The sequence below is a fragment of the Rhodococcus tukisamuensis NBRC 100609 genome (assembly GCF_001894985.1).
Classification (GTDB): domain Bacteria; phylum Actinomycetota; class Actinomycetes; order Mycobacteriales; family Mycobacteriaceae; genus Rhodococcus_G; species Rhodococcus_G tukisamuensis.
In genome coordinates this window covers 169,423-193,401 of the sequence record NZ_BCXG01000002.1, presented here as the reverse complement: position 1 = coordinate 193,401, position 23,979 = coordinate 169,423, and the positions used below count along the sequence as shown (strand labels likewise).

At 68.6% G+C, this 23,979-nt stretch carries 24 protein-coding genes and 4 tRNA genes; 15 read left to right on the top strand and 13 right to left on the bottom strand.

Translation table 11 applies throughout. The annotated features are described in order from the left end of the window. Nucleotides 1-136: 136 nt before the first annotated feature. Nucleotides 137-616, bottom strand: a complete 480-nt coding sequence (locus RT2_RS02970) for a thioredoxin family protein (protein WP_072843027.1) — start codon at nt 614-616, stop codon at nt 137-139. Beyond that, nucleotides 613-1,392: an LmeA family phospholipid-binding protein gene (locus RT2_RS02965; protein WP_072843026.1), complete on the bottom strand. Its 780-nt coding sequence runs from the start codon at nt 1,390-1,392 to the stop codon at nt 613-615. Before RT2_RS02965 ends, RT2_RS02970 begins: the two co-directional genes overlap by 4 nt. 165 nt (nt 1,393-1,557) lie before the next feature. Between RT2_RS02965 and RT2_RS02960 the strand changes: the two genes are divergently transcribed. The 8 genes from RT2_RS02960 to RT2_RS02925 all read left to right on the top strand — a co-directional run bounded on the left by RT2_RS02960 (nt 1,558) and on the right by RT2_RS02925 (nt 9,445). Beyond that, nucleotides 1,558-2,328 carry a winged helix-turn-helix transcriptional regulator gene (locus tag RT2_RS02960; RefSeq protein ID WP_072843025.1) on the top strand — a complete coding sequence of 257 codons (771 nt, stop codon included), beginning with the start codon at nt 1,558-1,560 and terminating at the stop codon, nt 2,326-2,328. Between the two features lie 18 nt (nt 2,329-2,346). Next, nucleotides 2,347-3,258, top strand: a complete 912-nt coding sequence (gene mshD / locus RT2_RS02955) for a mycothiol synthase (protein WP_072843024.1) — start codon at nt 2,347-2,349, stop codon at nt 3,256-3,258. After that, on the top strand, nt 3,259-3,969 hold the full coding sequence (locus tag RT2_RS02950; protein WP_072843023.1) for a lysophospholipid acyltransferase family protein: 711 nt from the start codon (nt 3,259-3,261) through the stop codon (nt 3,967-3,969). It begins immediately after the preceding gene. 181 nt (nt 3,970-4,150) lie between these two features. Next, nucleotides 4,151-5,275, top strand: coding sequence for a phosphate ABC transporter substrate-binding protein PstS (gene pstS / locus RT2_RS02945; protein WP_072843022.1), 1,125 nt, complete (start codon nt 4,151-4,153; stop codon nt 5,273-5,275). Nucleotides 5,276-5,330: 55 nt separating this feature from the next. Continuing rightward, on the top strand, nt 5,331-6,380 hold the full coding sequence (pstC, locus tag RT2_RS02940; RefSeq protein ID WP_072843021.1) for a phosphate ABC transporter permease subunit PstC: 1,050 nt from the start codon (nt 5,331-5,333) through the stop codon (nt 6,378-6,380). Nucleotide 6,381: 1 nt separating this feature from the next. Then, a complete protein-coding gene (pstA, locus tag RT2_RS02935; RefSeq protein WP_072843020.1) occupies nt 6,382-7,287 on the top strand; it encodes a phosphate ABC transporter permease PstA in 906 nt (301 codons plus the stop codon). 41 nt (nt 7,288-7,328) lie between these two features. Continuing rightward, entirely contained in the window at nt 7,329-8,105 is a 777-nt protein-coding gene (gene pstB, locus RT2_RS02930) for a phosphate ABC transporter ATP-binding protein PstB (RefSeq protein ID WP_072843019.1), read from the top strand. 128 nt (nt 8,106-8,233) lie between these two features. Beyond that, nucleotides 8,234-9,445 carry a trans-sulfuration enzyme family protein gene (locus RT2_RS02925; RefSeq protein ID WP_072843018.1) on the top strand — a complete coding sequence of 404 codons (1,212 nt, stop codon included), beginning with the start codon at nt 8,234-8,236 and terminating at the stop codon, nt 9,443-9,445. Between the two features lie 78 nt (nt 9,446-9,523). On the opposite strand, the gene phoU is transcribed toward RT2_RS02925, so the two are convergent. The 8 genes from phoU to RT2_RS02885 form a co-directional block, all read right to left on the bottom strand. After that, entirely contained in the window at nt 9,524-10,198 is a 675-nt protein-coding gene (gene phoU / locus RT2_RS02920) for a phosphate signaling complex protein PhoU (RefSeq protein ID WP_072843017.1), read from the bottom strand. Nucleotides 10,199-10,317: 119 nt separating this feature from the next. After that, nucleotides 10,318-12,216, bottom strand: coding sequence for an LCP family protein (locus RT2_RS02915; RefSeq protein WP_072843016.1), 1,899 nt, complete (start codon nt 12,214-12,216; stop codon nt 10,318-10,320). 105 nt (nt 12,217-12,321) lie between these two features. Beyond that, on the bottom strand, nt 12,322-13,464 hold the full coding sequence (gene dusB, locus RT2_RS02910; protein ID WP_072843015.1) for a tRNA dihydrouridine synthase DusB: 1,143 nt from the start codon (nt 13,462-13,464) through the stop codon (nt 12,322-12,324). Between the two features lie 70 nt (nt 13,465-13,534). Further along, on the bottom strand, nt 13,535-14,488 hold the full coding sequence (locus tag RT2_RS02905) for an acyl-ACP desaturase (protein ID WP_072843014.1): 954 nt from the start codon (nt 14,486-14,488) through the stop codon (nt 13,535-13,537). A 246-nt stretch (nt 14,489-14,734) separates the two neighbouring features. Continuing rightward, complete coding sequence (locus tag RT2_RS02900) at nt 14,735-15,349, bottom strand: DUF937 domain-containing protein (RefSeq protein ID WP_072843013.1); 615 nt, start codon at nt 15,347-15,349, stop codon at nt 14,735-14,737. A gap of 172 nt (nt 15,350-15,521) precedes the next feature. Continuing rightward, on the bottom strand, nt 15,522-15,911 hold the full coding sequence (locus RT2_RS02895) for an SPW repeat domain-containing protein (protein WP_072843012.1): 390 nt from the start codon (nt 15,909-15,911) through the stop codon (nt 15,522-15,524). 90 nt (nt 15,912-16,001) lie between these two features. Beyond that, complete coding sequence (locus tag RT2_RS02890) at nt 16,002-16,376, bottom strand: hypothetical protein (RefSeq protein ID WP_072843011.1); 375 nt, start codon at nt 16,374-16,376, stop codon at nt 16,002-16,004. 414 nt (nt 16,377-16,790) lie between these two features. Next, a tRNA-Lys gene (locus RT2_RS02885) sits at nt 16,791-16,866 on the bottom strand. A 279-nt stretch (nt 16,867-17,145) separates the two neighbouring features. Here RT2_RS02885 and RT2_RS02880 point away from each other — a divergent pair. The 5 genes from RT2_RS02880 (at nt 17,146) to RT2_RS02860 (ending at nt 18,984) form a co-directional block, all read left to right on the top strand. After that, nucleotides 17,146-17,841, top strand: coding sequence for a ScbR family autoregulator-binding transcription factor (locus RT2_RS02880; protein WP_072843010.1), 696 nt, complete (start codon nt 17,146-17,148; stop codon nt 17,839-17,841). Between the two features lie 81 nt (nt 17,842-17,922). Next, nucleotides 17,923-17,995, top strand: a tRNA-Glu gene (locus RT2_RS02875). 80 nt (nt 17,996-18,075) lie between these two features. After that, nucleotides 18,076-18,149: transfer RNA gene (locus RT2_RS02870), tRNA-Asp, on the top strand. An 86-nt stretch (nt 18,150-18,235) separates the two neighbouring features. Next, nucleotides 18,236-18,312: transfer RNA gene (locus tag RT2_RS02865), tRNA-Phe, on the top strand. Nucleotides 18,313-18,696: 384 nt separating this feature from the next. Beyond that, entirely contained in the window at nt 18,697-18,984 is a 288-nt protein-coding gene (locus tag RT2_RS02860; RefSeq protein WP_072843231.1) for a hypothetical protein, read from the top strand. A gap of 53 nt (nt 18,985-19,037) precedes the next feature. Here the strand turns inward: RT2_RS02860 and RT2_RS02855 are convergent, their stop codons facing one another. Continuing rightward, nucleotides 19,038-20,261 carry a globin domain-containing protein gene (locus RT2_RS02855; protein WP_072843009.1) on the bottom strand — a complete coding sequence of 408 codons (1,224 nt, stop codon included), beginning with the start codon at nt 20,259-20,261 and terminating at the stop codon, nt 19,038-19,040. A 107-nt stretch (nt 20,262-20,368) separates the two neighbouring features. Further along, a complete protein-coding gene (locus tag RT2_RS02850; protein ID WP_072843008.1) occupies nt 20,369-21,268 on the bottom strand; it encodes a pseudouridine synthase in 900 nt (299 codons plus the stop codon). Between the two features lie 184 nt (nt 21,269-21,452). On the opposite strand from RT2_RS02850, the gene RT2_RS02845 reads away from it, so the two are divergent. Further along, nucleotides 21,453-22,268 (top strand): hypothetical protein, encoded by an 816-nt coding sequence (locus RT2_RS02845; protein ID WP_139191120.1) that lies wholly within the window; start codon nt 21,453-21,455, stop codon nt 22,266-22,268. Between the two features lie 82 nt (nt 22,269-22,350). On the opposite strand, the gene RT2_RS02840 is transcribed toward RT2_RS02845, so the two are convergent. Continuing rightward, nucleotides 22,351-23,463 (bottom strand): Gfo/Idh/MocA family protein, encoded by a 1,113-nt coding sequence (locus RT2_RS02840; protein WP_072843006.1) that lies wholly within the window; start codon nt 23,461-23,463, stop codon nt 22,351-22,353. Between the two features lie 260 nt (nt 23,464-23,723). Here RT2_RS02840 and RT2_RS02835 point away from each other — a divergent pair, with 260 nt between their 5' ends. After that, nucleotides 23,724-23,978 (top strand): hypothetical protein, encoded by a 255-nt coding sequence (locus RT2_RS02835; protein ID WP_072843005.1) that lies wholly within the window; start codon nt 23,724-23,726, stop codon nt 23,976-23,978. Nucleotide 23,979: the final 1 nt, after the last annotated feature.

Sequence of the window (23,979 nt, the reverse complement as noted above, 5' to 3'; positions counted from 1 at the left end):
GAATGCCGGAAATGAGCCTGAAAGCGGTCAGCCGTGCGATCAGCAGCAGAGACAGCAACAACCACCGAGGCGGCACAGGTCAACTGTGCGGCGACGGGTGAGCATGAGCTCTTGGCTGGGGTGCACGTCGGCGAGCTTACCCGTTTTTTCCCGGAACAGAGTTGCCGGGTCCGCACAGTGGGAGCAGCGCGGCTTCGAGGTCCGCGGCGGCGGGGACCCCGGAAATCCGGTGCCGCTGCACCAGCGCGGCGTCGAAGATGAAGGTGGTGGGCAGCGACAGTACGCCCAGTTCTTTTGCCAGGTCGGGGTTTTCGTCGATGTCCAGCTCTACCTCGACGGTGCGGGCCGCGTCGGGGCCGAGCCTGGTGTCGAGGTTCCCGAGGACCTGGTGGATCACCCGTCGCACCGCAGCGCAGGGCCCGCACCAGTCCGCGGAGAAGTGCAGGACAGTGGGCCCCGCGGTGTTCACCCCGGCCTCGGTGAGCAGCTCGCGCAGGGCTTCGTCGACCACGGGCCCGGACTCGGTGGCCCGGACCGTGCCTGAGCGCGCGCGCAGCAACGCCCCGGCCGCGAGAGCGGCCACCAGCACGACGGCGAGGACGACGAGCGCGGTCACGGCGTCTGGAGATCGTCGAGGTTGATCACCACGTTGTCGCCCGCGCCCTCGATCACCAGCTGGGATCCCTCCGCGTAGACCTTGCTGGGGACCACGCCGAACGGCAACTGCTGCGCGTCGATGGTCCTGGTGAACAGCCCGAGCACGGTCGGCTTCAGGATCTCCGGGACGGTGAAGTCGGCACGGCCCTCGGGCCCGAAGTAGAGGTCGGTGGCGATGACCTTGACGTTCTCGCCGTCGAGGACCAGGTCGGCCTGCACACTGACACTCGCCCGCAGCGGCCCGACCGGGACGGTGCCGGTGAGCACGACGCCGCCCGAGGTGGCCGTCCCGGAGCCGCCGGAGCCGCCGGTCCCGTCGGACTTGTCGGCCGGCGGCGCGGAAACCTGCAGGTCGGGGATGCCGAGGAAGGTGCCGAGCTCGGTGGCGTCGATCAGCACGCGGCCGTCGATGTGGTCGACGGGGACCGTCTTCACCGTGCCGTTGACCAGGTCGGACGCCGGGATGCTGACGCCGTGCAGGTTCGCCTCCACGGTCACCTCGCCCACGACGTTGCTGTTCACGCCCTGGGCGCGGATCTCGACGTTCGAGTACTTCCCGGCGGCGGCCTGAGTGAGGAAGGGGAAGCCGGTGATGGTCACGTCGGGGTCGGCGGTGAGCTCACCGCCGGCGCGCAGGCCTCGTGAGACCCGGTACTCGGAGTAGGCGGCCGCACCGAAGTCGACGACGACGACAAGCGCCAGCAGGCACACCAGGGCGAGTATCAGTTTGCGCACCGCACCATTGTGACCGAACGCGCCGGGACTGGTCGGTCCGGCTGTCGAAGGCGGCAAGCTAGTCTGTTTCGAGGTATCGCGTCACCGTCGCCGCGTGTTCAGGCACATCACCGTGTTCAGGCACACCACCGTGCTCGACATGGACGACGAGAGGGGAAGGCCCGCGTGGAGCTGCTCCTGCTGACCTCGGACCCGCACCCGGAGGCAGTGTTGCCTTCACTCGCGCTGTTGGCGCACACCCTCAGGCCGGCGCCCACGGAAGTGTCGTCGCTGCTCGAGGCCGGGTCCGCGGACGTGGCACTGGTCGACGCCCGCACCGACCTCGCGGCCGCGCGCGGACTGTGCCGGCTGCTCGGCAGCACCGGTTCGGCGGTTCCCGTGGTCGCGGTCGTGACCGAGGGCGGACTGGTCGCGGTGAACTCCGAATGGGGTCTCGACGACATCCTGCTGCCCGGCACCGGCCCCGCCGAACTCGACGCGCGGCTGCGGCTGCTGGTCGGGCGCAGCGGCGGGCTGGCCAGTCCGGAGGCGTCCGGCAAGATCACCCTCGGTGAGCTGACGATCGACGAGGGCACCTACACCGCGCGGTTGCGCGGGCGCCCCCTCGACCTCACCTACAAGGAGTTCGAGCTGCTCAAGTACCTCGCGCAGCACTCCGGCCGGGTCTTCACCCGGGCCCAGCTGCTGCAGGAGGTCTGGGGCTACGACTTCTTCGGCGGCACCCGCACGGTCGACGTTCACGTGCGACGGCTGCGGGCCAAGCTCGGCCCCGAGCACGAGTCCCTGATCGGGACCGTCCGCAACGTCGGCTACAAGGCCGTCCGGCCCAGCCGCAAGTCCGTGGGCGGGCAGGCGGACGCGGAGATCGTCGCCGACGACGACACCGGCGAGGCGGCCGACGCGACTCTGACCACGACCAACGGGACCGCGCAGTAGATGGAGACGGTGTAGTAGATGGACGAGTTCGACCTGAGCCGGCCGACGCGGCTCGACGCCGGGCAGCAGGCGCAGGTACGCGCCGTGCTGGACCGGGCCACCACGGTGGACGGCACCGCGCCGGTTTCTGAGCAGGCCGTGCACAACCTGGCCGCCGATGCCGGACACCTGCTGGCCACCTACGACGGCGTGGTCGTCGGCTACGCCGGGGTCGAACCCGCGCACGGCGAGCACCCGGCCATGGCGGAGGTCGCCGTCGATCCCGACCGGCGCGGCCGGGGGATCGGCCGCGCGCTGGTCGCCGATGCACTGGCCGCGGGCGGAGCCGGCACCCGGGTCTGGGCGCACGGCGACCTGCCGGCCGCCCGTGCCGTCGCCGCGCACCTGGGGCTGCGGCCGGCCCGCGAACTGCTGCAGCTGCGACGTCGGCTGGACACCCCGGAGCTGCCCGAGGTCCCGGTGCCGGCCGACGTCACCCTGCGCACCTACGCGGGGGCCGCGGACGACGCCGAGCTGCTGCGGGTGAATGCCGCCGCGTTCGACTGGCACCCCGAGCAGGGCTCCTGGACCCAGCACGAGATCGACGAGCGGGTGGCGGAGCCCTGGTTCGACCCGGCCGGACTGTTCGTCGCGGCCGACGTCGCGACCGGTGCGGTGCTGGGCTTCCACTGGACCAAGGTGCACCCGGCCACCGCGGACGGACCCGCGATCGGGGAGGTGTACGTGGTCGCGATCGACCCGGCCGCGCAGGGCCGTGGACTGGGCCGACTCCTGACCGTTGCCGGCCTCCGGTACCTTCGCGACCGGGGACTCGGTTCGGTGCTGCTGTACACCGAAGCGGACAACACCGCGGCGCTGCACACCTACGACCGGCTCGGATTCGGTCGCTTCCACGTGGACGTCGCATACACCGGGGTCGAAGGGGCGTAGATGTTCTACTGGCTGTTGAAGTACGCGTTCGTCGGACCGTTGATCGCTCTGATCAACCGTCCGAAAGTTGAAGGGGTGGAGAACATCCCGACCCACGGTCCCGCGATCCTGGCCGGCAACCACCTGTCCGTCGCGGACTGGCTGTTCGCGCCCCTGGCGTCGCCGCGCCGGATCACGTACCTGGCCAAGAGCGAGTACTTCACCACGCCCGGGTTCAAGGGCACGCTGCAGCGCTGGTTCTACAGCGGCGCCGGCCAGGTGCCGATCGACCGCAGCGGAGCGGACGCCGCGCAGTCGGCGCTCGCGACCGCCACCCGCCTGCTCGACGAGGGCAAGCTGGTGGGTCTGTTCCCCGAGGGCACCCGCTCGCCGGACGGCCGGCTGTACAAGGGCAAGACCGGGATGGCGCGGGTGGCGCTGGCCACCGGTATCCCGGTGATCCCGGTCGCGGTCATCGGTACCGGCGAGGTGTGCCCGCCCGGTCCGTTCCGCTGGCGTCGTCGCCGGGTGCAGGTGAAGTTCGGCGCACCGATCGACTTCTCCCGCTTCGACGGCATGAGCGGCAATCGCTGGGTGGAGCGGGCCATCACCGACGAGGTGATGTACGCGCTCATGCAGATGTCGGGCCAGGAGTACGTCGACGTCTACGCGTCCACCCTGAAGAACCCGCGGCCCCAGGATCTCGAGGCGGCGCGCCCGACGGCGGCGTGATCCTCGACACTGCTGTGAATGAGTTCACCTTCCGTTCACCGTTCCGGGACCGTCTGTCCACCACCTGCCCTTAGCTTTCTTGGTGGGCGGCGATGCGCTGCCCGGTGCATCGGACCCCGAACTGCGCCTCGCAATGTCGCCCGACTCGGGCGAAATGGTTGAGCCTCCCGGAGGAATTAGCGTGAACTTCAAGCGCAGTGGTGCAGTGCTCGGTGCAATGGCCGTCGGGGCCATGGCCCTGACCGCCTGCGGCAGCGACAACAACTCCGCCGCCAACACCACCACGGTGAACAGCGCGGCCTCGAACGCCACCTGTGAGGGCAAGAGCACGCTCTCCGCCGCGGGTTCCTCGGCGCAGAAGAACGCGATGGATGCCTTCGCCTCCACCTACATCGCGGTGTGCGCGGACAAGAGCAAGGACGTCAAGGTCGCGTACAACCCCAGCGGTTCCGGCGACGGGCGCACCCAGTTCATCGCCAAGCAGGTCGACTTCGCCGGTTCGGACTCCGCCATCAAGGGCGACCAGGCCGCGGCGGCCAAGGAGCGTTGCGCCGGCAACGACGCCTGGAACCTCCCGCTGGTGTTCGGCCCCGTCGCGATCGCCTACAACCTCGACGGCATCGAGGACCTCACGCTCAACGGCGAGACGCTCGCCAAGATCTTCAGCGGCGCGATCACCAAGTGGAACGACCCCGCGATCGCCGCACTCAACAGCGGCGTGAGCCTGCCCGACGAGGCGATCGTCCCGATCGTCCGCTCGGACTCCTCGGGCACCACCGACAACTTCCAGCAGTACCTGACCACCGCCTCCAACGGCGCGTGGACCAAGGGTGCCGGTTCCGACTTCGTCGGCGGCGTCGGCGAGGGCGCCAAGGGCTCCGCCGGTGTGTCGCAGGCCGTGGCCGGTGCGCCCGGGTCGATCACCTACGTCGAGAAGTCCTTCGCGGACCAGAACAAGCTGGCGATGGCGCGGATCGACACCGGCACGGGCCCGGTCGAGCTGACCGAGGAGACCGCGGGCAAGGCGATCAGCAGCGCCAAGTTCAAGAACGAGGGCACCGGCGACCTGTCGCTGGACCTGAACTCGATCTTCGGCACCTCCGAGCCGGGCGCGTACCCGCTGGTGCTGGCGACCTACGAGATCGTCTGCTCGAAGGGCTACGACGCCGACACCTCGGCGGCCGTGAAGTCGTTCCTGACCAGTGCCGCCAGCGAGGGGCAGGCCGACCTCGCCGCGCAGGGCTACGTTCCGCTGCCCGCCACGGTGCAGGACAAGCTGACCGCGTCCATCGCCGCCATCGGCTGAGTTTTCCCGAACCGGACTCCGCTCTATATTCACACCAGGAAGATTGCGAGCGCAGATGAGCGACGCGCCAGCCCAATCGGCACCCCTCACCTCCGGCCCCGATGACACCGGGGCGGGGGTGGGTGGTCCACCAGGAACACCGGAGGCTCCGATCACTTCGTCACCCAAGGCCCCCGCAAAGACGGTGACCCGTCCGGGCGACCGGATCTTCACCACGCTTGCGTCGGGGTCGGCGGTGTTCATCACGGTGCTGATCGGCGCGATCGGGGCGTTCCTGGTCTGGCGAGCGGTGCCGGCGCTCTCGCGCAACGAGGCGAACTTCCTCACCAGCAGCGTCTGGAACACCGACGACATCACCAACATGGCGTTCGGCATCCTGGACCTGCTCCAGGTCACCGTGCTGGTGTCGCTGTTCGCGTTGGTGCTGGCGATGCCGGTGGCGCTGGGCATCGCGATCTTCCTGACGCAGTACTCGCCCAAGCGGCTGGCCCGGCCGCTGGCCTACGTGATCGACCTGCTGGCGGCGGTGCCGTCCATCGTCTACGGCCTGTGGGGCATGTTGATCTTCGCGCCCGCGATCCGGCCGCTGGCGGTGTGGCTCAACGAGAACCTCTCCTGGATCCCGCTGTTCGCGACGGGCTCCGGCTCGGTGCGCGGCGGTGGCACCATCTTCACCGCGGGCATCGTGCTGGCGGTGATGATCCTGCCGATCATCACCGCGGTCACCCGCGAGGTGTTCACCCAGACCCCGACCGCGCACATCGAGGCGGCACTGGCGCTGGGCGCGACCAAGTGGGAGGTCGTCAAGACCACGGTGATCCCGTTCGGCAAGTCCGGCTACGTCAGCGGGTCGATGCTCGGACTGGGCCGCGCGCTCGGAGAGACGATGGCGCTGTACATGATCCTGCGCACCACCACGAAGGAGTTCGGCTGGTCGCTGTTCGACACCGGCTCCACCCTCGCCTCGAAGATCGCCCTCGGCTACGCGGAGTTCAACAACAACATCCAGGCCGGCGCCTACATCGCGGCGGGTCTGGTGCTGTTCGTGCTGACCTTCCTGGTCAACGCCGCGGCCCGCGCCGCCATCGCCGGAAAGAAGGACTGACATGACGGCGACTCTGGACCGTCCGGTCAAGAAGCCCACCTTCCAGGGGGTCAGCGGTCGGCGACGCTTCACCGACGTGATGGCCCGCGTGCTGGTCACCGGCTCGGTGCTGCTGGCGTTGGTGCCCCTGGTGTGGGTGCTGGTGACGGTGATCGCCAAGGGCCTGCCGGCGCTCATGAGTGCCACCTGGTTCACCAACTCCCTCAACGGGTTGTCGGCGTCGGCCGAGGGCGGCGGCATCTACCACGCGCTGATCGGCACCATCCTCCAGGGACTGGTGTGCGCCGCGCTCTCGATCCCGGTGGGCCTGTTCGTCGCGGTGTACCTGGTGGAGTACGCGAACGGTTCGCGGCTGGGCCGGCTGACCACCTTCATGGTCGACATCCTCAGCGGTGTCCCGTCGATCGTGGCGGCGCTGTTCATCTACGCGCTGTGGATCGCGACGTTCGGGTTCCCGAAGTCCGCGTTCGCGGTGTCGCTGGCGCTGGTGCTGCTGATGGTGCCGGTCGTCATCCGCAGCACCGAGGAGATGCTCCGGATCGTCCCGCAGGACCTGCGTGAGGCGTCGTACGCGTTGGGTGTGCCGAAGTGGAAGACGATCATGCGGATCGTGATCCCGACCGCGCTGCCCGGCATCATCACCGGCGTCATGCTGGCGCTGGCCCGGGTGCTCGGCGAGACCGCGCCGCTGCTGATCCTGGTCGGCTACGCGCCGTTCATCAACTTCGACATGTTCAACGGCGAGATGGGTTCGCTGCCCGGCGTGATGGTCGCCGAGATGAACAACCCGACGGCCGCGGGCGCCAACCGGATCTGGGGCGCCGCGCTGACTCTCATCCTGCTCATCGCGGTGCTCAACATCGCGGCCAAGGCGATCGGGCACCTGTCCCGCGTGCGGAGCAAGTGACCCAATGACCTTCTCGATCACCGAATACCGAGGGAGCCACCATGGCCAAGCGTCTTGACCTCAAGGACGTCAACATCTTCTACGGCAAGTTCCACGCCGTCGCGGACGTCGGCCTGTCCGTTCCCCCGCGCAACGTGACCGCGTTCATCGGCCCGTCCGGCTGTGGCAAGTCCACGGTGCTGCGCTCGCTCAACCGCATGCACGAGGTCACCCCGGGTGCCCGCGTCGAGGGCGCCATCATGCTCGACGGCGAGGACATCTACGGCTCCCAGGTGGACCCGGTGGGCGTGCGACGCACCATCGGCATGGTCTTCCAGCGACCCAACCCGTTCCCCACCATGTCCATTCGCGACAACGTGGTGGCCGGCCTGAAGCTGCAGGGGGTGCGCAACAAGACCGAGCTCGACGAGATCGCCGAGCAGTCGCTGCGCGGCGCCAACCTGTGGAACGAGGTCAAGGACCGACTCGACAAGCCCGGCGGCGGGCTCTCCGGCGGTCAGCAGCAGCGTCTGTGCATCGCCCGGGCCATCGCGGTCTCGCCGGACGTGCTCCTGATGGACGAGCCCTGCTCCGCCCTGGACCCGATCTCGACACTGGCGATCGAGGACCTGATCACCGAACTCAAGCAGGAGTTCACCATCGTGATCGTCACGCACAACATGCAGCAGGCCGCCCGGGTCAGCGACCAGACCGCGTTCTTCAACCTCGAGGCCACCGGCAAGCCCGGCCGGCTGGTGGAGATCGACGACACCGAGAAGATCTTCTCCAACCCGACGCAGAAGGCCACCGAGGACTACATCTCGGGCCGCTTCGGGTAGGCACTGCCAACTGTTCAGTCGAACGGGCGGTTGTCGGGGCACCCTCTCGGGCGATGCTCCGGTAACCGCCCGTTCGTCGTCATCCGCACCCGAGCAGGGCCGCGCGCGGTGGGGGATAGGTTGGATCGATGACGAACGCCGACCGGCCCCGACCCGACAAGCACAGCCCCGAGACCCTCGGTGCGATGACCCAGAGTGTGCACGCCGGGAACCAGATCGACCCGGGTACCGGCGCGGTCCGGACCCCGCTGGTGCTGGCGAACTCGTATGCGCTGCCCGAGGACCCGTCGCAGATGAACTGGTCGGCCACCGACGTGCTCTTCTACACGCGCAACGGCGGGGTCAACCAGGTCGCGCTGCAGCGCAAACTGGCGGCGCTCGAACGGGCCGAGGACGCGGTCGTCCTGGCCAGCGGGGTGGCGGCACTGCACGCGGTGTTCTTCACCTTCCTCAAGACGGGCGACCACGTCGTCGTCGCCGACGTCACGTACGAGGCCGTGTTCCGGATGTTCACGGAACTGCTGCCCACCAAGTACGGCATCGACGTGACCTTCGTCGACACCAGCGACCTGGACGCCGTGCGCGCCGCGCTGCGACCGGAGACCGCGCTGGTGCACATCGAGACACCCGCCAACCCCACCACCCGGATCGCCGACGTGACCGCCGTCGCCGAGTTGGCGCACGGCGTCGGCGCGCTGCTGTCGGTCGACGCCACCTTCGCGACGCCGCTGCTGCTGCGGCCGCTGGAACTCGGAGCCGACCTGTCGGTGCATTCCCTCACCAAGTACGTCAACGGCCACGGCGACGCGATGGGCGGGTCGGTCGCCGGTTCGCGGGCGCTGGTCGACCGGATCAAGACCGAGGCGATGGTGGACGTCGGCGGCGTGATGAGCCCGTTCAACGCCTGGCTGATCAACCGCGGGGCGATCACCCTGCCGCTGCGGATGCGCCAGCACAACGCCAGCGCGCAGGCCGTGGCGGAGTTCCTCGAATCCGATCCGCGGGTGGCCTTCGTGGCCTACCCGGGGTTGCCCTCACATCCCCAGCACGAGTTGGCGGCGCGGCAGATGCACGGCGGTTTCGGCGGCATGATGGCGTTCGCGCTGGAGGGCGATCCCGACACCCACAACCGCTTCGTCTCGAACCTGCGCGTGATCACCTCCGCGGTGTCCCTGGGGCACGACGAATCCCTGATCGTGCACGTGTCGAGCACGGGCCCGCGGGTGGCGGCCTATCCCGAGGCGTTCCGGACCTGGGGGCATCTGCGTTTCTCGGTGGGGCTCGAGGAGACCGAGGACATCATCGGCGACCTCCGGGCCGCGCTGGACGCGACCTTCTGACGACGGAGAGTCGGCGAGACGACTACGCCCCGACCGGTGGAATCCGGCCGGGGCGTGTCAGGTTTCGGTGCGCGTAGGTCAGGACTCGATTTCCGTGGTCTCGTCGGGGTCGACCGGCATCTTGCCGGTGACCAGGAAGATCACCCGGCGGGCGACCTCGACGGCGTGGTCGGCGAAACGCTCGTAGAACCGTCCGAGCAGCGTGACGTCGACGGCCGCGGCCACGCCGTGCTTCCACTCCCGGTCCATCAGCACGCTGAACAGGTGCCGGTGCAGGTCGTCCATCGCGTCGTCTTCTTCGCGCAATTGCGCGGCACGCTCGGGATCGCGGGTCTCGAGGACCTCCTTGGCGCCGGCACCGAGGGTGACGGCGAGCCGGCCCATCTCGGCGAAGTAGCCGTTGACCTCCTCGGGGAGGACGTGGTTCGGGTGCCGGCGGCGGGCGATCTTCGCCACGTGCAGCGCCAGCGCGCCCATCCGGTCGATGTCGGCGACGATCTGGATTCCGCTGACCACCGAGCGGAGGTCACCGGCGACCGGCGCCTGCAGCGCGAGCAGGGCGAAGGCACGCTCCTCGCAGGCGACGCTCAGCTCGGTGATCTTGTCGTGATCGCTGATGACCTGCTCGGCGAGCGAGAGGTCTGCCTGCAGCAGCGACTGGGTCGCCACCTCCATCGCCGTCCCGGCGAGGCCGGCCATCTCGCCGAGCATGTCGGCGAGCCCGGTCATCTGTTCGTTGTAAGCCACGCGCATGATGCCACAGCCTACGGCCTGGTAGGGACCAAGTCACGAGCAGCGGGTGAACGTTGCGTGAACCGGCAGTGCACGTCAGCGCGGTACGGGCGACCAGGTCAGTGGGGAGGTCGGACGCCTCACGCGCAGGTGTCGTCCGCCGCGTTGGTGAACGACAGGTCCGCGGGCAACTCCTCGATCGTGGTGCCGGAGATGACGGTGCTCTTCGGCGCCATCTGCGGCTGCAGCGCGGTGTCCGCCGGCTTCGCGGGGTTGACTGCGCCGGTGAAGTTCGAGCCGAGCACCACGTCGATCAGGCCGCCGAGGTCCGCCGTGGAGGTCTCCTGGAGCAGGGCGCCGGGGATGGAGGCGGCCACGGTGGCGGCCTCCTCGGCCTGGCCGGGGGCGTAGCGGATCAGGGTGTTCGTGCTGGTGCCGCTGTAATTGCCGACGCTGTAGATCTGGAAGCCCTCCGCGCCGAGCTTCTCGGCGGCGCCGGCGGCGATACCGGTCACGCCTGACGCGTTCGACACCTGGAGGGACACCTCGCTCGGGTCCACCGAGAGCAGTTGCGGCTCCGGGGCCGGCGTGGTGGCGGTCGCGGGTGCGGCGGCGGCCGACTTGTCGGGCTCGGGTGCCTTGCGCTCCTCGCCGGGCAGCGGTTCGTCGTCGATGATCGCCTGGAAGATCGCCTTGATGTCGTCCAGTCGCGGGATCTCGTTGCCCAGCTCGTTGGTGCCCGCGGTCGGGACGGTCAGGAAGGTGACCGCGCCGGCGTCCACCTTCTGCAGCGACCGGCCCAGCGTCACCAGCGACTTGGTGTCGACGTTCTGCACGAACGTCTCCCGGGTGAACGCGGTGATGAATCCGTTGAGCTTGCCCGGGTCGAAGAGGACCTTGTTCGACAGTGCCGACCGCAACAGCGAGGACAGGAAGATCTGCTGACGCTTGATCCTGCCGTAGTCGCCGTTGCCCTCGGCCTCCACCTTGCGGGCCCGCACGTAGTTCAGTGCGGTGGCGCCGTCCACGGTCTGGCGGCCCGCGTTCGGCAGCACGGCACCGAGTTCGTCGTCGATCAGGGGGGTGGACGTGCACACCTCCACCCCACCGATCTGGTTGACCATCGACTCGAATCCGGAGAAGTCCATCCCGATGAAGTGGCCGATCTTCAGGCCCGACATCTTCTGGACGACCTTGACCAGGCATTTCGGCCCGCCGTACGCGTACGCGGAGTTCAGCTTGTCGTTGTCGGCGCCTGGGTTGATCTCGTTGGTGTACTGGCCCTTGTCGTTGTCCCAGGCCTGGCAGCTGGGGCGCACGATGTCGAGGTCCCGGGGGAAGGAGACCGCGACCACCCGGCTGCGGTCGGCCGGGATGTTCACCAGGATGACGGTGTCCGCGCGGGTGCCCTCGGCGTCGGCGACCGAGCCCGCGCCGATCTCGCCGTTGGCGCCCGCGCGGGTGTCGGTGCCGACGATCAGGTAGGTCTCGTCGCCGTACTGGCCGCCGGGGTCGACGACGTCGGTGCTGTCCGGGTCCAGCGCGGCGACCTGGAGGAAGCCGTTGTCGGTGGCACGCAGGTAGCCCCACGCGACGCCGGTCACCGTGAGCGAGGCCACCGCGACGAGTGCAACGGCGCTGCGGCCGAGCACCCGGATGCGCTTCTGCTTACGCCGCTTGCTTGCCGCCAGCCGGGTGCCGGCGGCGACGGCCTCCGCGGCGGGTCCCTCCGGGACGATCGGCGTGGGCTCGGCGCGGCCCGGCCAACCGGTGGCCGCCTCCGGGGTCTCCGGGGTCTGCGCCACGGCGGGGTCGTCGTCCTGGCCGACCCTGTCCATCAGCTCCGAGACGGACAGCCGCTCGCTCGGGTCGCCGCTGCGCCCGCGGATCCGGCCCGACGGGGTGCGGTCGGCGTCGGCCGGCGGGACGGGGAGAGGGGTGTGGCGAGGACTGAGCTGCGGATCGCTGACGTGGGAGATCGGTCTCTCCCAGGGGGCACGACCCTCGGGCATGTGGCCCGGACTCTGCTCGTCACCCACCTATGGATCCTTGCCTCTCGCACGAACTTCGACGTCGACCCGTGATGGGTTCCAACATGATACTTATCCAGCCCGAGGGTTCCACCCCGGTTGGAAGACGACTGGTCAGCCGCCCGAATGCATGAGATCGGCGCCGGCCGGGACGAGGCAGTCCTCGGGATCGTCGAGCCAGCCCTCAGGCAGGGAGACCTTGCCGGGCGAACCCTGTCGTCCGCGCGGGCCCTCGGCGTCCTTGGGGAACGGGACATCCGTGGGGAGCTGGACGAGGAGCCCGTCGAGTTCGTCGAGCGTCGACACCATGGCCATGGCCACCCGCATGTCCGAGCCGGCCGGGAAGCCACGCAGGTACCAGGCGACATGCTTGCGCAGTTCGCGCAGGCCCTTGCCCTCACCGTGGTGGTCCGCGAGCAGTTCGGCGTGCCTGCGGATGATGGTGGCCACCTCGCCGAGGGTCGGTGGTGTGGGCTCGGGGGTGCCGTTCAGGGCCGCACTGAGCTCGGCGAACAGCCAGGGCCTGCCGAGGCAGCCGCGGCCGACGACGACGCCGTCGCAGCCGGTCTCGGCCATCATCCGCACGGCGTCCTCGGCGGCGAAGATGTCGCCGTTGCCGAGCACGGGGACGTCGGTGACGTGCTCCTTGAGGCGGGCGATCTCGCCCCAGTCTGCCGTGCCGGAGTACCGCTGGGCGGCGGTCCGGGCGTGCAGCGCCACGGCCGCGGCGCCCTCCCCGGCGGCGATCCGGCCGGCGTCGAGGTGGGTGTGGTGCTCGTCGTCGATGCCGACGCGGAACTTCACCGTGACCGGGATGTCGGTTCCCTCGGTGGCCTTGACCGCGGCCGCGACGATCCTGCCGAACAGGGTCCGCTTGTAGGGCAGTGCGGCACCGCCGCCCTTGCTGGTGACCTTCGGGACCGGGCAGCCGAAGTTCATGTCGATGTGGTCGGCCATGTTCTCGTCGACGATCATCTTCGCGGCGGCGTACGTGGTGTCCGGGTCCACCGTGTACAGCTGCAGGGACCGCGGCGACTCGGTGGGGCCGAAGGTGGTCATGTGCAGGGTGGCCGGCTGCCGTTCGACCAGGGCCCGCGCGGTCACCATCTCGCACACGTACAGGCCGGAGGTGCTGCCGGCGCGGGCGGTCTCCAGCTCCCGGCAGAGGGTGCGGAATGCGACGTTCGTGATGCCTGCCATGGGGGCGAGCACGACGGGGCTGCGCAGCTCCAGCGAGCCGATCTTGAGTGAAGACATGTGTACCTCGGTAGGAAAATGACTGTGCCCGGCACCGAGTTCGGTACCGGGCACAGGATAGCTGGGTCGGTCAGGAGGCCTGCTGTTCGCGCTTGGCGGCCTCGCGGGCGAGCATCCGGTCGCGCTGCTCCTCGAACTTGGTGGCGTTCGATCCGAGCGTCTCGAGGAACGCGGCCAGCGTGTCGCGGGCGCGCTCACCGGCGTCGGAGAAGTCGTTGCGCTCGAAGATCTGCCACTTGCGCAGGACCGGCATGACCACCTCGTCGAGGTGCTGGCGGAGGTCGTAGATGCCGTGCTTCGCCATCAGGACGCCGTTGCGGCGGAAGTTGGGCATGCCTGCGCCGGGCATCTCGAAGTGCGTGACGACGTCGGTGATGGCGGCCATCGCCTGGTCGGGGGAGACGTCGAGGGCTGCGCCGCAGATGTTGCGGTAGAAGATCATGTGCAGGTTCTCGTCGGCGGCGATGCGGGCGAGCATCTTGTCGGCGATGTCGTCGTTGCAGGCCCGGCCGGTGTTGCGGTGCGAGACGCGGGTGGCCAGCTCCTGGAAGGTCACGTACGCGACCGAGTGCAGCAGGCCCTCGGTGTCGCCGGGGGAGGAGTAGCCGTTGGTCATGTGGATCATCCGGGCCTCTTCGAGGGCGACCGGGTCCACGCTGCGCGTCACGACGAGGTAGTCACGCATCACGATTCCGTGGCGGTTCTCCTCGGCGGTCCAGCGGCCCACCCAGGTGCCCCAGGCGCCGTCCCGGGAGAAGTTCTCGGCGATCTCGCGGTGGTACGAGGGCAGGTTGTCCTCGGTGAGGAGGTTGGTGATCATCGCGGCCTTGGCGACCTCGTCCAGGCGGGACTGCTCCGGATCCCAGTCGTCACCACCCAGGAAGGCGAAGTTCCGGCCCTCGTCCCACGGGACATAGTCGTGGGGGTGCCAGTCCTTCGCCATGGACAGGTGTCGGTTGAGATTGGCTTCGGCTTCGGGCTGCAGCTCCGTGAGCAGCTCGAGCTGGGTCAAATCTCTGGCCATTTAACTTGCCTCCATGTATCCGTGGAAATCGGCTCGGAGCGCCAGCCTACGGCACCGTAACCTTGCGGTGTTGTGGTTTGCAGTGCCCACAGCCTGGGCCGTTACCGCCAGGAGCTGGACTGTTCCCGTTGTGGCATCGCGGGCGGCGCTCAAATCGTTACCGATATGAGTCGTGGTCGGGAGGGCCGGAACGCGCGAACGGCGGCCCCGAAGATGGGTGCCGCCGTTCGCGCAGAAGTTGCTGGCCTACTTGCGGCCACCACCGAGCAGTCCGCCCAGCAGGTCGCCGATTCCGCCGGCCGCGCCGCCGATTCCGCCGGCCGCGCCGCCGCTGCCGCCGAGCAGTCCGCCCAGTACGTTGCCGAGTCCGCCCGCCGACTGGCCGCCGCCGAGCAGTCCGCCGAGCAGGTCGCCGAGTCCACCACCCGACTGTGCCTGCGCGGGAGCCGTCGCACCGCCGCCGCCGAACTGCTTGGCGACGTACGCCAGGACGATCGGCGCGAGGATCGGGAGCAGCTTGCTCACCAGCGAGCTGTCACCCGCGCCGCCGACCCCGCCGAGGGCACTGACAACCTGGTTGGTGTTGTCGCCGAAGACGTTGCTGACGATCTTCTCGCCGTCCGCCGCGTCGACCTGGTCGATGTCGATGCCGCCTTCGAGCAGGCCGTCGTCGGCATGCTTCTGCAATGCGCTCTCCAGCGAGGCCGCGCCCGCGGGGTCCTGTGAGTTGGCCTCGAGTCCGCCGACGAGCGTCGGGATCGCCGAGCGGACCGCGGTCTCCGCGGTGGCCTCGTCGACGCCGAGCTTCGCGGCGATCTGACCGATCGGGATCTGAGACAGAAGGTCGTCAATGGAAGCCATGTATGCCCCGCCTTGTAGTGGGCGTCCATCCCCGAACGCCCGGTTCGCTGACATTAGCGGACGGCAGTCCCGACATGGTTCGACCTGGCTGGCGTGTTGTCGGGCGAAAGTAGTGCAGCTACCGCAGGATTCACGCCGCGGGCGGGCCCGCCCGCGGCGAGTGTGGGGCGGATCAGGCGGGCTGGTGCTGCAACTTGTCGGCGGAGGTCGGCTCGTGCCGGTTCACCCGCATCAGGCCGAGCGCGCCCACGCCGGCGATGATCGCGCCGGCCGCCACGGAGACGGCCGCCGCGGTGGTGGTGCCGGGCGGGTAGTTCATCGCCAGCGGGGCGGCGAGCAGGAAGAGTCCGAGTGCCACCAGGCCCCAGTGGCTCGAACGCGACTCGGTGGTCATCGCCCACAGGCCGGCGGAGTACGCGAGCATCCCGAGAATGAGGATCGAACCTGTGATCTGCTCGTCGCCCTGCACTGGTAGCCACAGGCTGAGCAGGATGAGGGCCACACCGGTGACCACTACCAGGATGTCTCGTCTGACCTCGCGGGCGTGTTCCGAATCCAACATGACGGCCTCCCTCGCGCCGGATCCACTGTGACCCCATTCTGATCCCAGTTCGGGTCCGGTGTCGACCCGTGCGCGCGGGCGGCCTCTCGGCTAACGCTGGGCGGTGTTGCGAAGCCGAGTCAAGGTGCGCGCCGCGGCGTCTCGTGAACGCCGGGCGCCGGGACGGCTGCGGACCGCGTCGAGGTACGCGCGGGAGAGGTCCTCGACACTGTCGAACCCGTCGGGCAGCCCGGCATGGCTGTTCACGATCTTCCGGACGAGTCGTCCCAGGCCGGCCGCGTCGTCGTCGTCCAGGGGGGATGCGTCGAGACCCTCGAGCGTGCGGAGGGTGATGTGACCCAGTTCGGTGTCGGTGGCGCGGGTCCTGGCCGAGTCGGCGACTCGGGGTCCCGGGCAGTCTTGCTGGAATGATGCCGCGCGCCTGGGGGTGAGGGTGGGGTGGAGCCTGACGTCGGAGGGGCTCATGGCCACGCACCGCCTTTCCGGTTCCTAATTGGGCGTTCGTCCAGTTCCTATTTTCGAATCATGTTGACCGATAATCGAAATGGCCGTTCCATGCCGTGTTCTGCCTCTAAGTGGTATCAGAGCAGCGGCCCGCAGGGAACTGTGCCGCTCGGGCGCGACGTCCCGTTGCGGGCAGGTTGGTCGGGTTTTCGTCCCGTGCGACCGGGGGTGAAGGGTGCTCTGCCGTGGCGTAATTGCGGCCAATTTCGCTTTGCTGCAACGGTTTACGGATTTCGATGGGGATTCGTACCGGGTCGGGCGGCGCCGGTTGAATCGTGTCCGGAATGTGACCATTCGCACATGGGCGGGGGCGGCGACGGGTTACCTCGGGCGCTTGATGCACTCCGTCCCGCCAGGCGGGGCCTGGCGGGACGGTGGTGCCCCCTCTCGGGCTCGAACCGAGGACCTGCGGATTAAAAGTCCGTAGCTCTACCAACTGAGCTAAAGGGGCCGGCGCAGCAGGAGTCTAGTGGGCGCGCGGGAGGCATGGTTCGACCGGGCGTCCACGAGACGTGAACGGCTCGGGTGCGCACCCCCTGCGGCGCACCCGAGCCAATTCAAAGCATACCACCTGGTGTGTTCTTGCGGAAAGCTTTCTTACTTCTGAGTAGGGTCGGCGCAGTTGGTTGACGCAATTGTGGTGCGTCCGGGCTAGGGTGACCACGGGGTCCTGGTGGGCCCGGCGGGGGCGAGTACGGGGGCAGCACGTTTCGGAGGCGGACAAGCTCACATGGCACGTCAACAGGAACGCGCGCGTCGGACCCGAGCCGCGATTGTCGAGGCAGCGGCGGTGGAGTTCGCCCGTCGTGGTTACGCGGCAGCGTCGGTGAACGCGATTCTCGAGGGTTCGCACGCCACCAAGGGAGCGATGTACTTCCACTTCGAGTCCAAGGAAGAGCTGGCGCGGGCCGTGCTGGCGGTCGCACTCGACCGGTACACCGACTCGACGGACCGCTGGAAGCGGGTCGACGCCGACCCGTTCCAGGTGCTGCACGGCATCATCGTCGAACTCGCCGAACGATTCGCCTCCGATGTCATCGTCCAGGCGGAGTTCCGTCTGATCGTGGAGCCGGAGTTCTACGAGGAGGTGCGCTCGGGCGGCAGTCAGGTCTGGGGGCACACGGCGCACGAACTGGTGCTGCGGGCGGAGGCCGAGGGGTTGTTGCGTGAGGGCGCCAACCCCGAGTCGTTCACCCGGGTGCTCGGCGCGGCTCTCGCCGGCCAGCGCTACATGCTCGACCTCACCACCGACACCACCGAACTCGGCGAACGGTTCGAGGAGGCTCTGGAGGTGGTGCTGGCGGCCATGGCGTCGCCGAGTTGGCTCGAGCAGTGGCGGCGGGACGGTTGGCTGGACCTGCGCGAGGCAGCGGGGCGCCCGGCCAGCGAAAATGGCCCAAAAACCGACCCTGACCAGCCGATTTGAGTTTCTCCGCTGATGTGTCCTAAGCTATCCCAGCTCCCAACGGAACGCCGTTGAGGGTACTTGCCGGAGAGATCCGGCGGCGCCCCCTTCGTCTAGCGGCCTAGGACGCCGCCCTTTCAAGGCGGTAGCGCGGGTTCGAATCCCGTAGGGGGTACGGATTAACAAGTTAGACGCTCCACCTGATACATTCTCTACCGGTTACACCGAGTGCTTCTGACACAAGCACTCCAGCAAGGCCCTGTGGCGCAGTTGGTTAGCGCGCCGCCCTGTCACGGCGGAGGTCGCGGGTTCGAGTCCCGTCAGGGTCGCAAAGCATTGTTCTCAGTCAATTGGCTGAGAACAATGCAGTGCGACAGAATTTTAGTGCGATAGGCATTCGGTTCGGGTGCCGTCCGGCCAGGTAGCTCAGTTGGTACGAGCGTCCGCCTGAAAAGCGGAAGGTCGCCGGTTCGATCCCGGCCCTGGCCACCAAGATCGAGAACAGGCCCGAGGTTCAGGAAACTGAATCTCGGGTTTTTTTGTGTCCGGGGAAGGTTTCGCGCCCGGATCGGCCGGTATGGCGTACCTCACAGGCCCCCCTTGGGTGCTCCCAGCGCGGCTCGCGCAGATGGCGTCGAAGGCCGTTCGCGACCCCGAAAGGGCCCCCGATGCCGAACATGTGTCGACTGTCACTGTCATGTCACGGCAACGACTGAGAGGTGCTCCCGTCCGGAGTTTCGACTGCCCCGGCTTCCGTGGGGGTGCCCTGTGCGCGAACCGGTTCGTCGGCCGATGTGCCGAACGACTGCCCCACGTAACGGCGTGTCCGCCCGGGCCGACAAGGCATGCGAGGGTGACGCAACGCGAGGAGCGGCCATGGCGGAGCGAGCGATCCACCGGAGCGCGGCAGTTCTCGGCCTGTTGGCCGCGCCGATCTTGCTGGGCGCGGGTACCGCCAGCGCATCGAGTTGGCAGGTCGGCCCGTTCTTCCGGGCCGAGTACTCGGGCGAGGCGGGGCAGTACCTCTGCGGCAAGGCCAGCGCCCTCGAGCCGGGCTGGCGCATGACGATACTCGTGCCGTGTACCTACGACCCCGAGGCAAATGCCTGGTACAACGTCGTTTTCGACCCCGCCAAGCTGGCTCCGTGGACCTGGAGTTCGTGACGGTCGCCGCGCGGGGCCCCGACTCGGGTGAGCCGGGGCCCGGTGGCGGGTGGTCAGGCGTTGGCGGACCAACTGTCCGGCCCGAACACCTCGTAGTGGATCGCGTCTGCGGGCACGTCACGCGCGAGCAGCGAGTCGCGAACCGCGAGCATGAACGGCAGGGGCCCGCACAGGTACACCTTGGTGCCCGCCTCGATCTCGATCGTGGACAGGTCCGCCCGACCGCTGTGCGTGGTGCCGCCCGGCAGTCGGGCGCCGAGGTCCTCGTACCAGCGGTGCATCGTCGCAAACGGGACGCGCTGCACCAGTTCGGTCAGCTCGGCCCGATGGGCATGGTGGGCCGGTGAACGGTCCGCGTGCAGGACGGACACCGTGCGCCGGTCGTCGGTGTCGGCGAGATGGTTGAGCATGCCGATCATCGGGGTGCAGCCGATCCCGGCAGACACCAGCAACAGGGGCGCGTCGTCCTGCTCGAGTACCAGGTCGCCGAACGGGTGCGAAACCGACAGGCTGTCACCCTCGAAGACGTTGTGGTACAGGAAGTTCGACACCTCGCCGGCCGGCTTCTCGGTACCGTCCGGCGCGACACCGCCGGGGACGGCCTTGACGCTGATCTGCCACTCGGTCGCCGACGGCGCCCCGACCAGGCTGTACTGGCGGATCTGGTGCGCGCCGTCGGGGAGCGGCACACTCACCGAGATGTACTGCCCGGGAAGGTAGTTCGGCAACGGTGTGCCGTCGGTGGAGGTGAGGACGAAGGAGACTGTGTCCGCGGACTGCAGGACTCGCCTGCCGACGGTGACGGTCCGCCAGACCTGGCCGGCGGGGACCCCTGCCTCTGCGTAGAGGTCGGCCTCGATCCTGATCAGGGTGTTGGCCATCAGCCAGTAGACCTCGTCCCAGGCCGCGGCGACCTCGGGCGTGACCGCCGCGCCGAGCACCTCGACGATGGCCTCGAAGAGGTACTTGTGGACGATCTCGTACTGGTCGGCGGTGATGCCGAGCGAGGCGTGCTTGTGGGCGATCCGCGACATGATCACGTCGGTGCGGTCGGCGTCGGGGCTGACCTGCAGTGCGGCGAACGCGGCAATGGCGCCGGCGAGGGCCTTCTGCTGCTCGCCCTGCTTCTGGTTGCCGCGGTTGAACAGGTCGCGTTCAAGTTCGGGGTGGGCCGCGAACATCTTCGAGTAGAAGAGCGTGGTGATCTCTTCGATGGCCGCGCCGACGGCCGGAAGGGTCGCGCGGATGACTTCGGTGGACGCTGCGGAGAGGCTCATGACCAGAACGTATTTAATTGGCATCTGAGAGTCTAGTTAATGTGACGCAGTCCACTACCGCCTGTAGTAGTTGTGGGGTGCCGGTCCGGGAGGCGCAGGTGGCGGGGTCAGTGCCAGCCGGTCAGGCGGCGCCGGCTGGTGAATGTTCGCGACTCCCCGCTGTACGGGTCCTCGAAGGTCAGGGACCTGGCCAGCAGTTGCAGCGGGTTCGAGTAGTCGTCCGGTGCGACGTCGAGCAGCCGCGGGTAGAAGTCGTCGCCGACGATCGGGATGCCGAGCGAGCTCAGGTGCACGCGCAGCTGGTGCATCTTCCCGGTGTGGGGGAGCAGTCGGTACCGCGCCCGCTCGCCGCGTACCTCGAGCAGTTCGACCCGGGTCTCGGCGTTCGGTTCGCCGGGCACTTCCTCGGCCTGGATTGTCCCGCGCTGCTTGATGATTCGGCTGCTGATCGTCAGTGGCAGGGTGATTGACGGGTCGTATCCGGCGATTGCCTCGTACTCCTTGCGTACCCTGCGCTGGTCGAACAGGGACTGGTAGGCCCCCCGCGCCTGTGGTCGGACGGTGAAGACCAGCACGCCCGCGGTGACCCGGTCCAGTCGATGCGCCGGGGTCAGTTCCGGCAGGTCCAGGTCGCGGCGCAGTCGTACCAGTGCCGACTCCGCGACGTACCGGCCGCGCGGTGTGCTCGCGAGAAAGTGCGGTTTGTCCACCACCAGGAGGTTCTCGTCGCGGTGCAGCAGTTCCACCTCGAACGGGACCCGGGCCTCGGTGGGCGGGTCGCGGTACAGGAAGACGAAGGTGTGTGGCCGGTAGGCGGTGGTGGCGGTGACCGGGCGCCCCTCACCGTCCACCACCTCGGCGGCGGACACCTTCTCGAGCAGGCGTGCGGTGTCGTCGGGGAACCGGGCGAGCAGGTACTCGAGGACGGTCGGCCACCCGCCGTCGCCGGGCAGCCTCAGCCGGGTGGGGTTTAGTCCGTTGCGGACGGGGAGCGGGATGGCGGGCACACCGTAACGGTATGCCTGAGCTGTGACGTCCCGTCGTGGGCCGCGACCAATTCCGATCGTGGCTGCACATAATCCGCAGAACCCGGGAATTCGCGCTGTGCCCCGGCTATGTTGACGTCGCTGTCCGGGGCGACAGCTGCGCCGGACAGTGTGTGGCGCATTCACTCGATTGGCAGGAGTTCGAATGAAACGACGACTGGGTACCGCCGTCCTTCTGGCCTCGGTAGCTGCACTGACGCTGCCCGCCGGGGCATCGGCGGATGTCGTCAGTACCTGGGGGACGATGACCTTCACCGGTGGTTCGCAGGCATACACGGGCACCCTGACGCTCGGCGACGGCTTCCCGACGGCCACCATCGCAAGCGACTCCAGGGCCGCGGCCGGCGTCCAGACCGGTGCCAGCACCTTCCTCAACGCGGCGACGCCTGTGGGTGCGAAGTACGGCACGAGCAAGGACCGTCAGTACCTCAACCTGCGTCCCAAGGTCGATGCGAACACGCCGTCGATCACGACCTACACCTTCAGCTCGCCGACCCCGGCCAGCGGCTGGACGTTCGTGCTCGGCGACATCGACGCCGACAAGGTCGTCGTCTCGGCGACCAATGCCGCGGGAGCGGCGGTGCCGGCGTCGGCGCTCGGCTTCAAGTCGACGTTCAACTACTGCGGTGGAACCCCGTCGCCGTGCGTCGCCAACGCCGACCTGCCCAGTTGGGACGGCAACGGCACTCTGACCGGCAATGCGGCGGCCGGCGACACCGATGGTGCCGCAGCCTGGTTCGAGCCGACGGTGCCGCTCAAGACGCTCACCTTCACCTACAGCCAGCGCAACGGCCAGCCCACCTACCAGACCTGGTTCGCGTCACAGAAGCAGACGGATCCGGGTACTCCGGGTGTCGGCGCGGGGTCGACCGACGACCTGTTCGGTTCGCTCGGTGGTCTGTTCGACGCACTCCCGACGGGCAGCTCAACCTCGGGCGGCATCACCAGCGGCCAGAACTGACCGCTCGTGACGGCTGAGCGGTAGCCGTACCGAACGACGTCGGCGCGGTCCCCCGGTGGGGCCGCGCCGACGTCGTTTCGCCTCAGGTCAGGTCGCTCAGCCGGACCGACCGGCCCTGCGTCGCCGAGAGTCGGATCGCGTCGAGTACGGCCTGGCCGGCGACGCCGTCTGCGAAGGTGGCGGGTCGGGGTTCGTCCGCGCCGATCGTCTCACCGAGGATCTGCCGCCGGAAGGCGTCGGCCAGCCTGGTGTACGGGGCACGGTCGAGGCCGGTGGCGTGCATCCAGTCGTACGTCGTCTCGAACAGGTCGTGCGGCGGCGGCACCGGCGCCGGGTTCACCAGGTCCGCCGGCACCGGAACCTCCCGGTCGCCGTCGGCGTCGGCCTGCCGAAGCGTGCGGCCGTCGATCCAGAGCGTGCCCGTCGTGCCGGAGACCCTGGTCGTCATCAGCATCGGCCCCCAGGCGCCGACGGTGCTCTGCAGTACCCCGTCCACCCCGGAAACGGTCCGGAAGTGCACCGTGAAGCTGTCCTCGGCGCCGCGTCCCTCCGCGTCCGCTCCCCGGTCGGCCACCACCGGCAGCCCGGCGCTGACCATCTCGAATTCACCCAGGGTGCTTCGGATCTGGTCGATCATGTGGGTGCCCTGCGCGCCGAGCCAGCCACCGCCGCTGGCAGCGTCGGTCCACCAGTCCGGGGCTTGGCTGGACGGGTCCGCGAACATCGGCAGGTGCATCAGGAACGTCGCCAGTCGGGGTGTGCCGATGGCGCCTGCGGCCACCTGGCGGCGCAGCAGCGCCTGCTCCGTCGCGTACCGGAACTCGGTGCCGATCTGGTGCACGACGCCGGCCCTCTCCACGGCCTCGAGCATTGCGCTGGCCTCGGCGAGGTTCGCCGCGAACGGCTTCTCGCACACCACATGCAGGCCGCGCTCGGCCGCCTCGATGGCCAGCGCGGCGTGCGTGTGTGGGGGAGTGGCGATGGTGACGGCGTCGATGTCGGCGGCCCCGAGCGCTTCGTCGAGGGAGGTGACCGCGTGCTCGATGTCCATCCGCCGGGCCCGTTCGGCGGTACGCGCGCGGTCGCGTCCGATCAGCGCGCGCACCTCGAAGCCCGCGTCGCGGAACGCGGGCACGTGTGTGATGCAACCGAACCCGGTGCCGATCACGGCCAGCCCCAGCGATTTGTCCGTCATGTCTCTTCCTGACTGAATTGAGTAGTTGTCGGGCGCGACCGACGGGAGGTTCTTCGACCGGCCTTTTCGTGCAGGTGGACCGCAGCGCACTCCGTAGTGTACGACACTTAAAATTGCTGCGGCGTAATGGTATTCGCAAAGTTGTCATGCGTCATTCGACGCTCATGTAGCGTCCGGTCGCATCGAGAGCCGGGGCCGCAGGAGGCGCCGGATACGAGTGATTTGGAGTCAGATTGAAGCGACGTATCGTTGCGAGCCTCATGTTCGCAACCGCAGGAATCCTGCTGGCGCCCGCAGCCGCACACGCCGCCCCCGGGCAGGTGATCTGCCCGCCGGGTCAGAGCCACACCGAGGGGGGACTGGCCTGCGACTCCTCCCCGCTCGGTTCATCCACCCAAGCCACGCCGATCACGCGGCCCCATGCCGCCGACAACGGTTCCAGCAACTTCGACTTCGACGACCTCGAAGACCTGATCAGGTCCCTCTCGGGCGGGATCCGGAGCGGCCAGCAGTAGC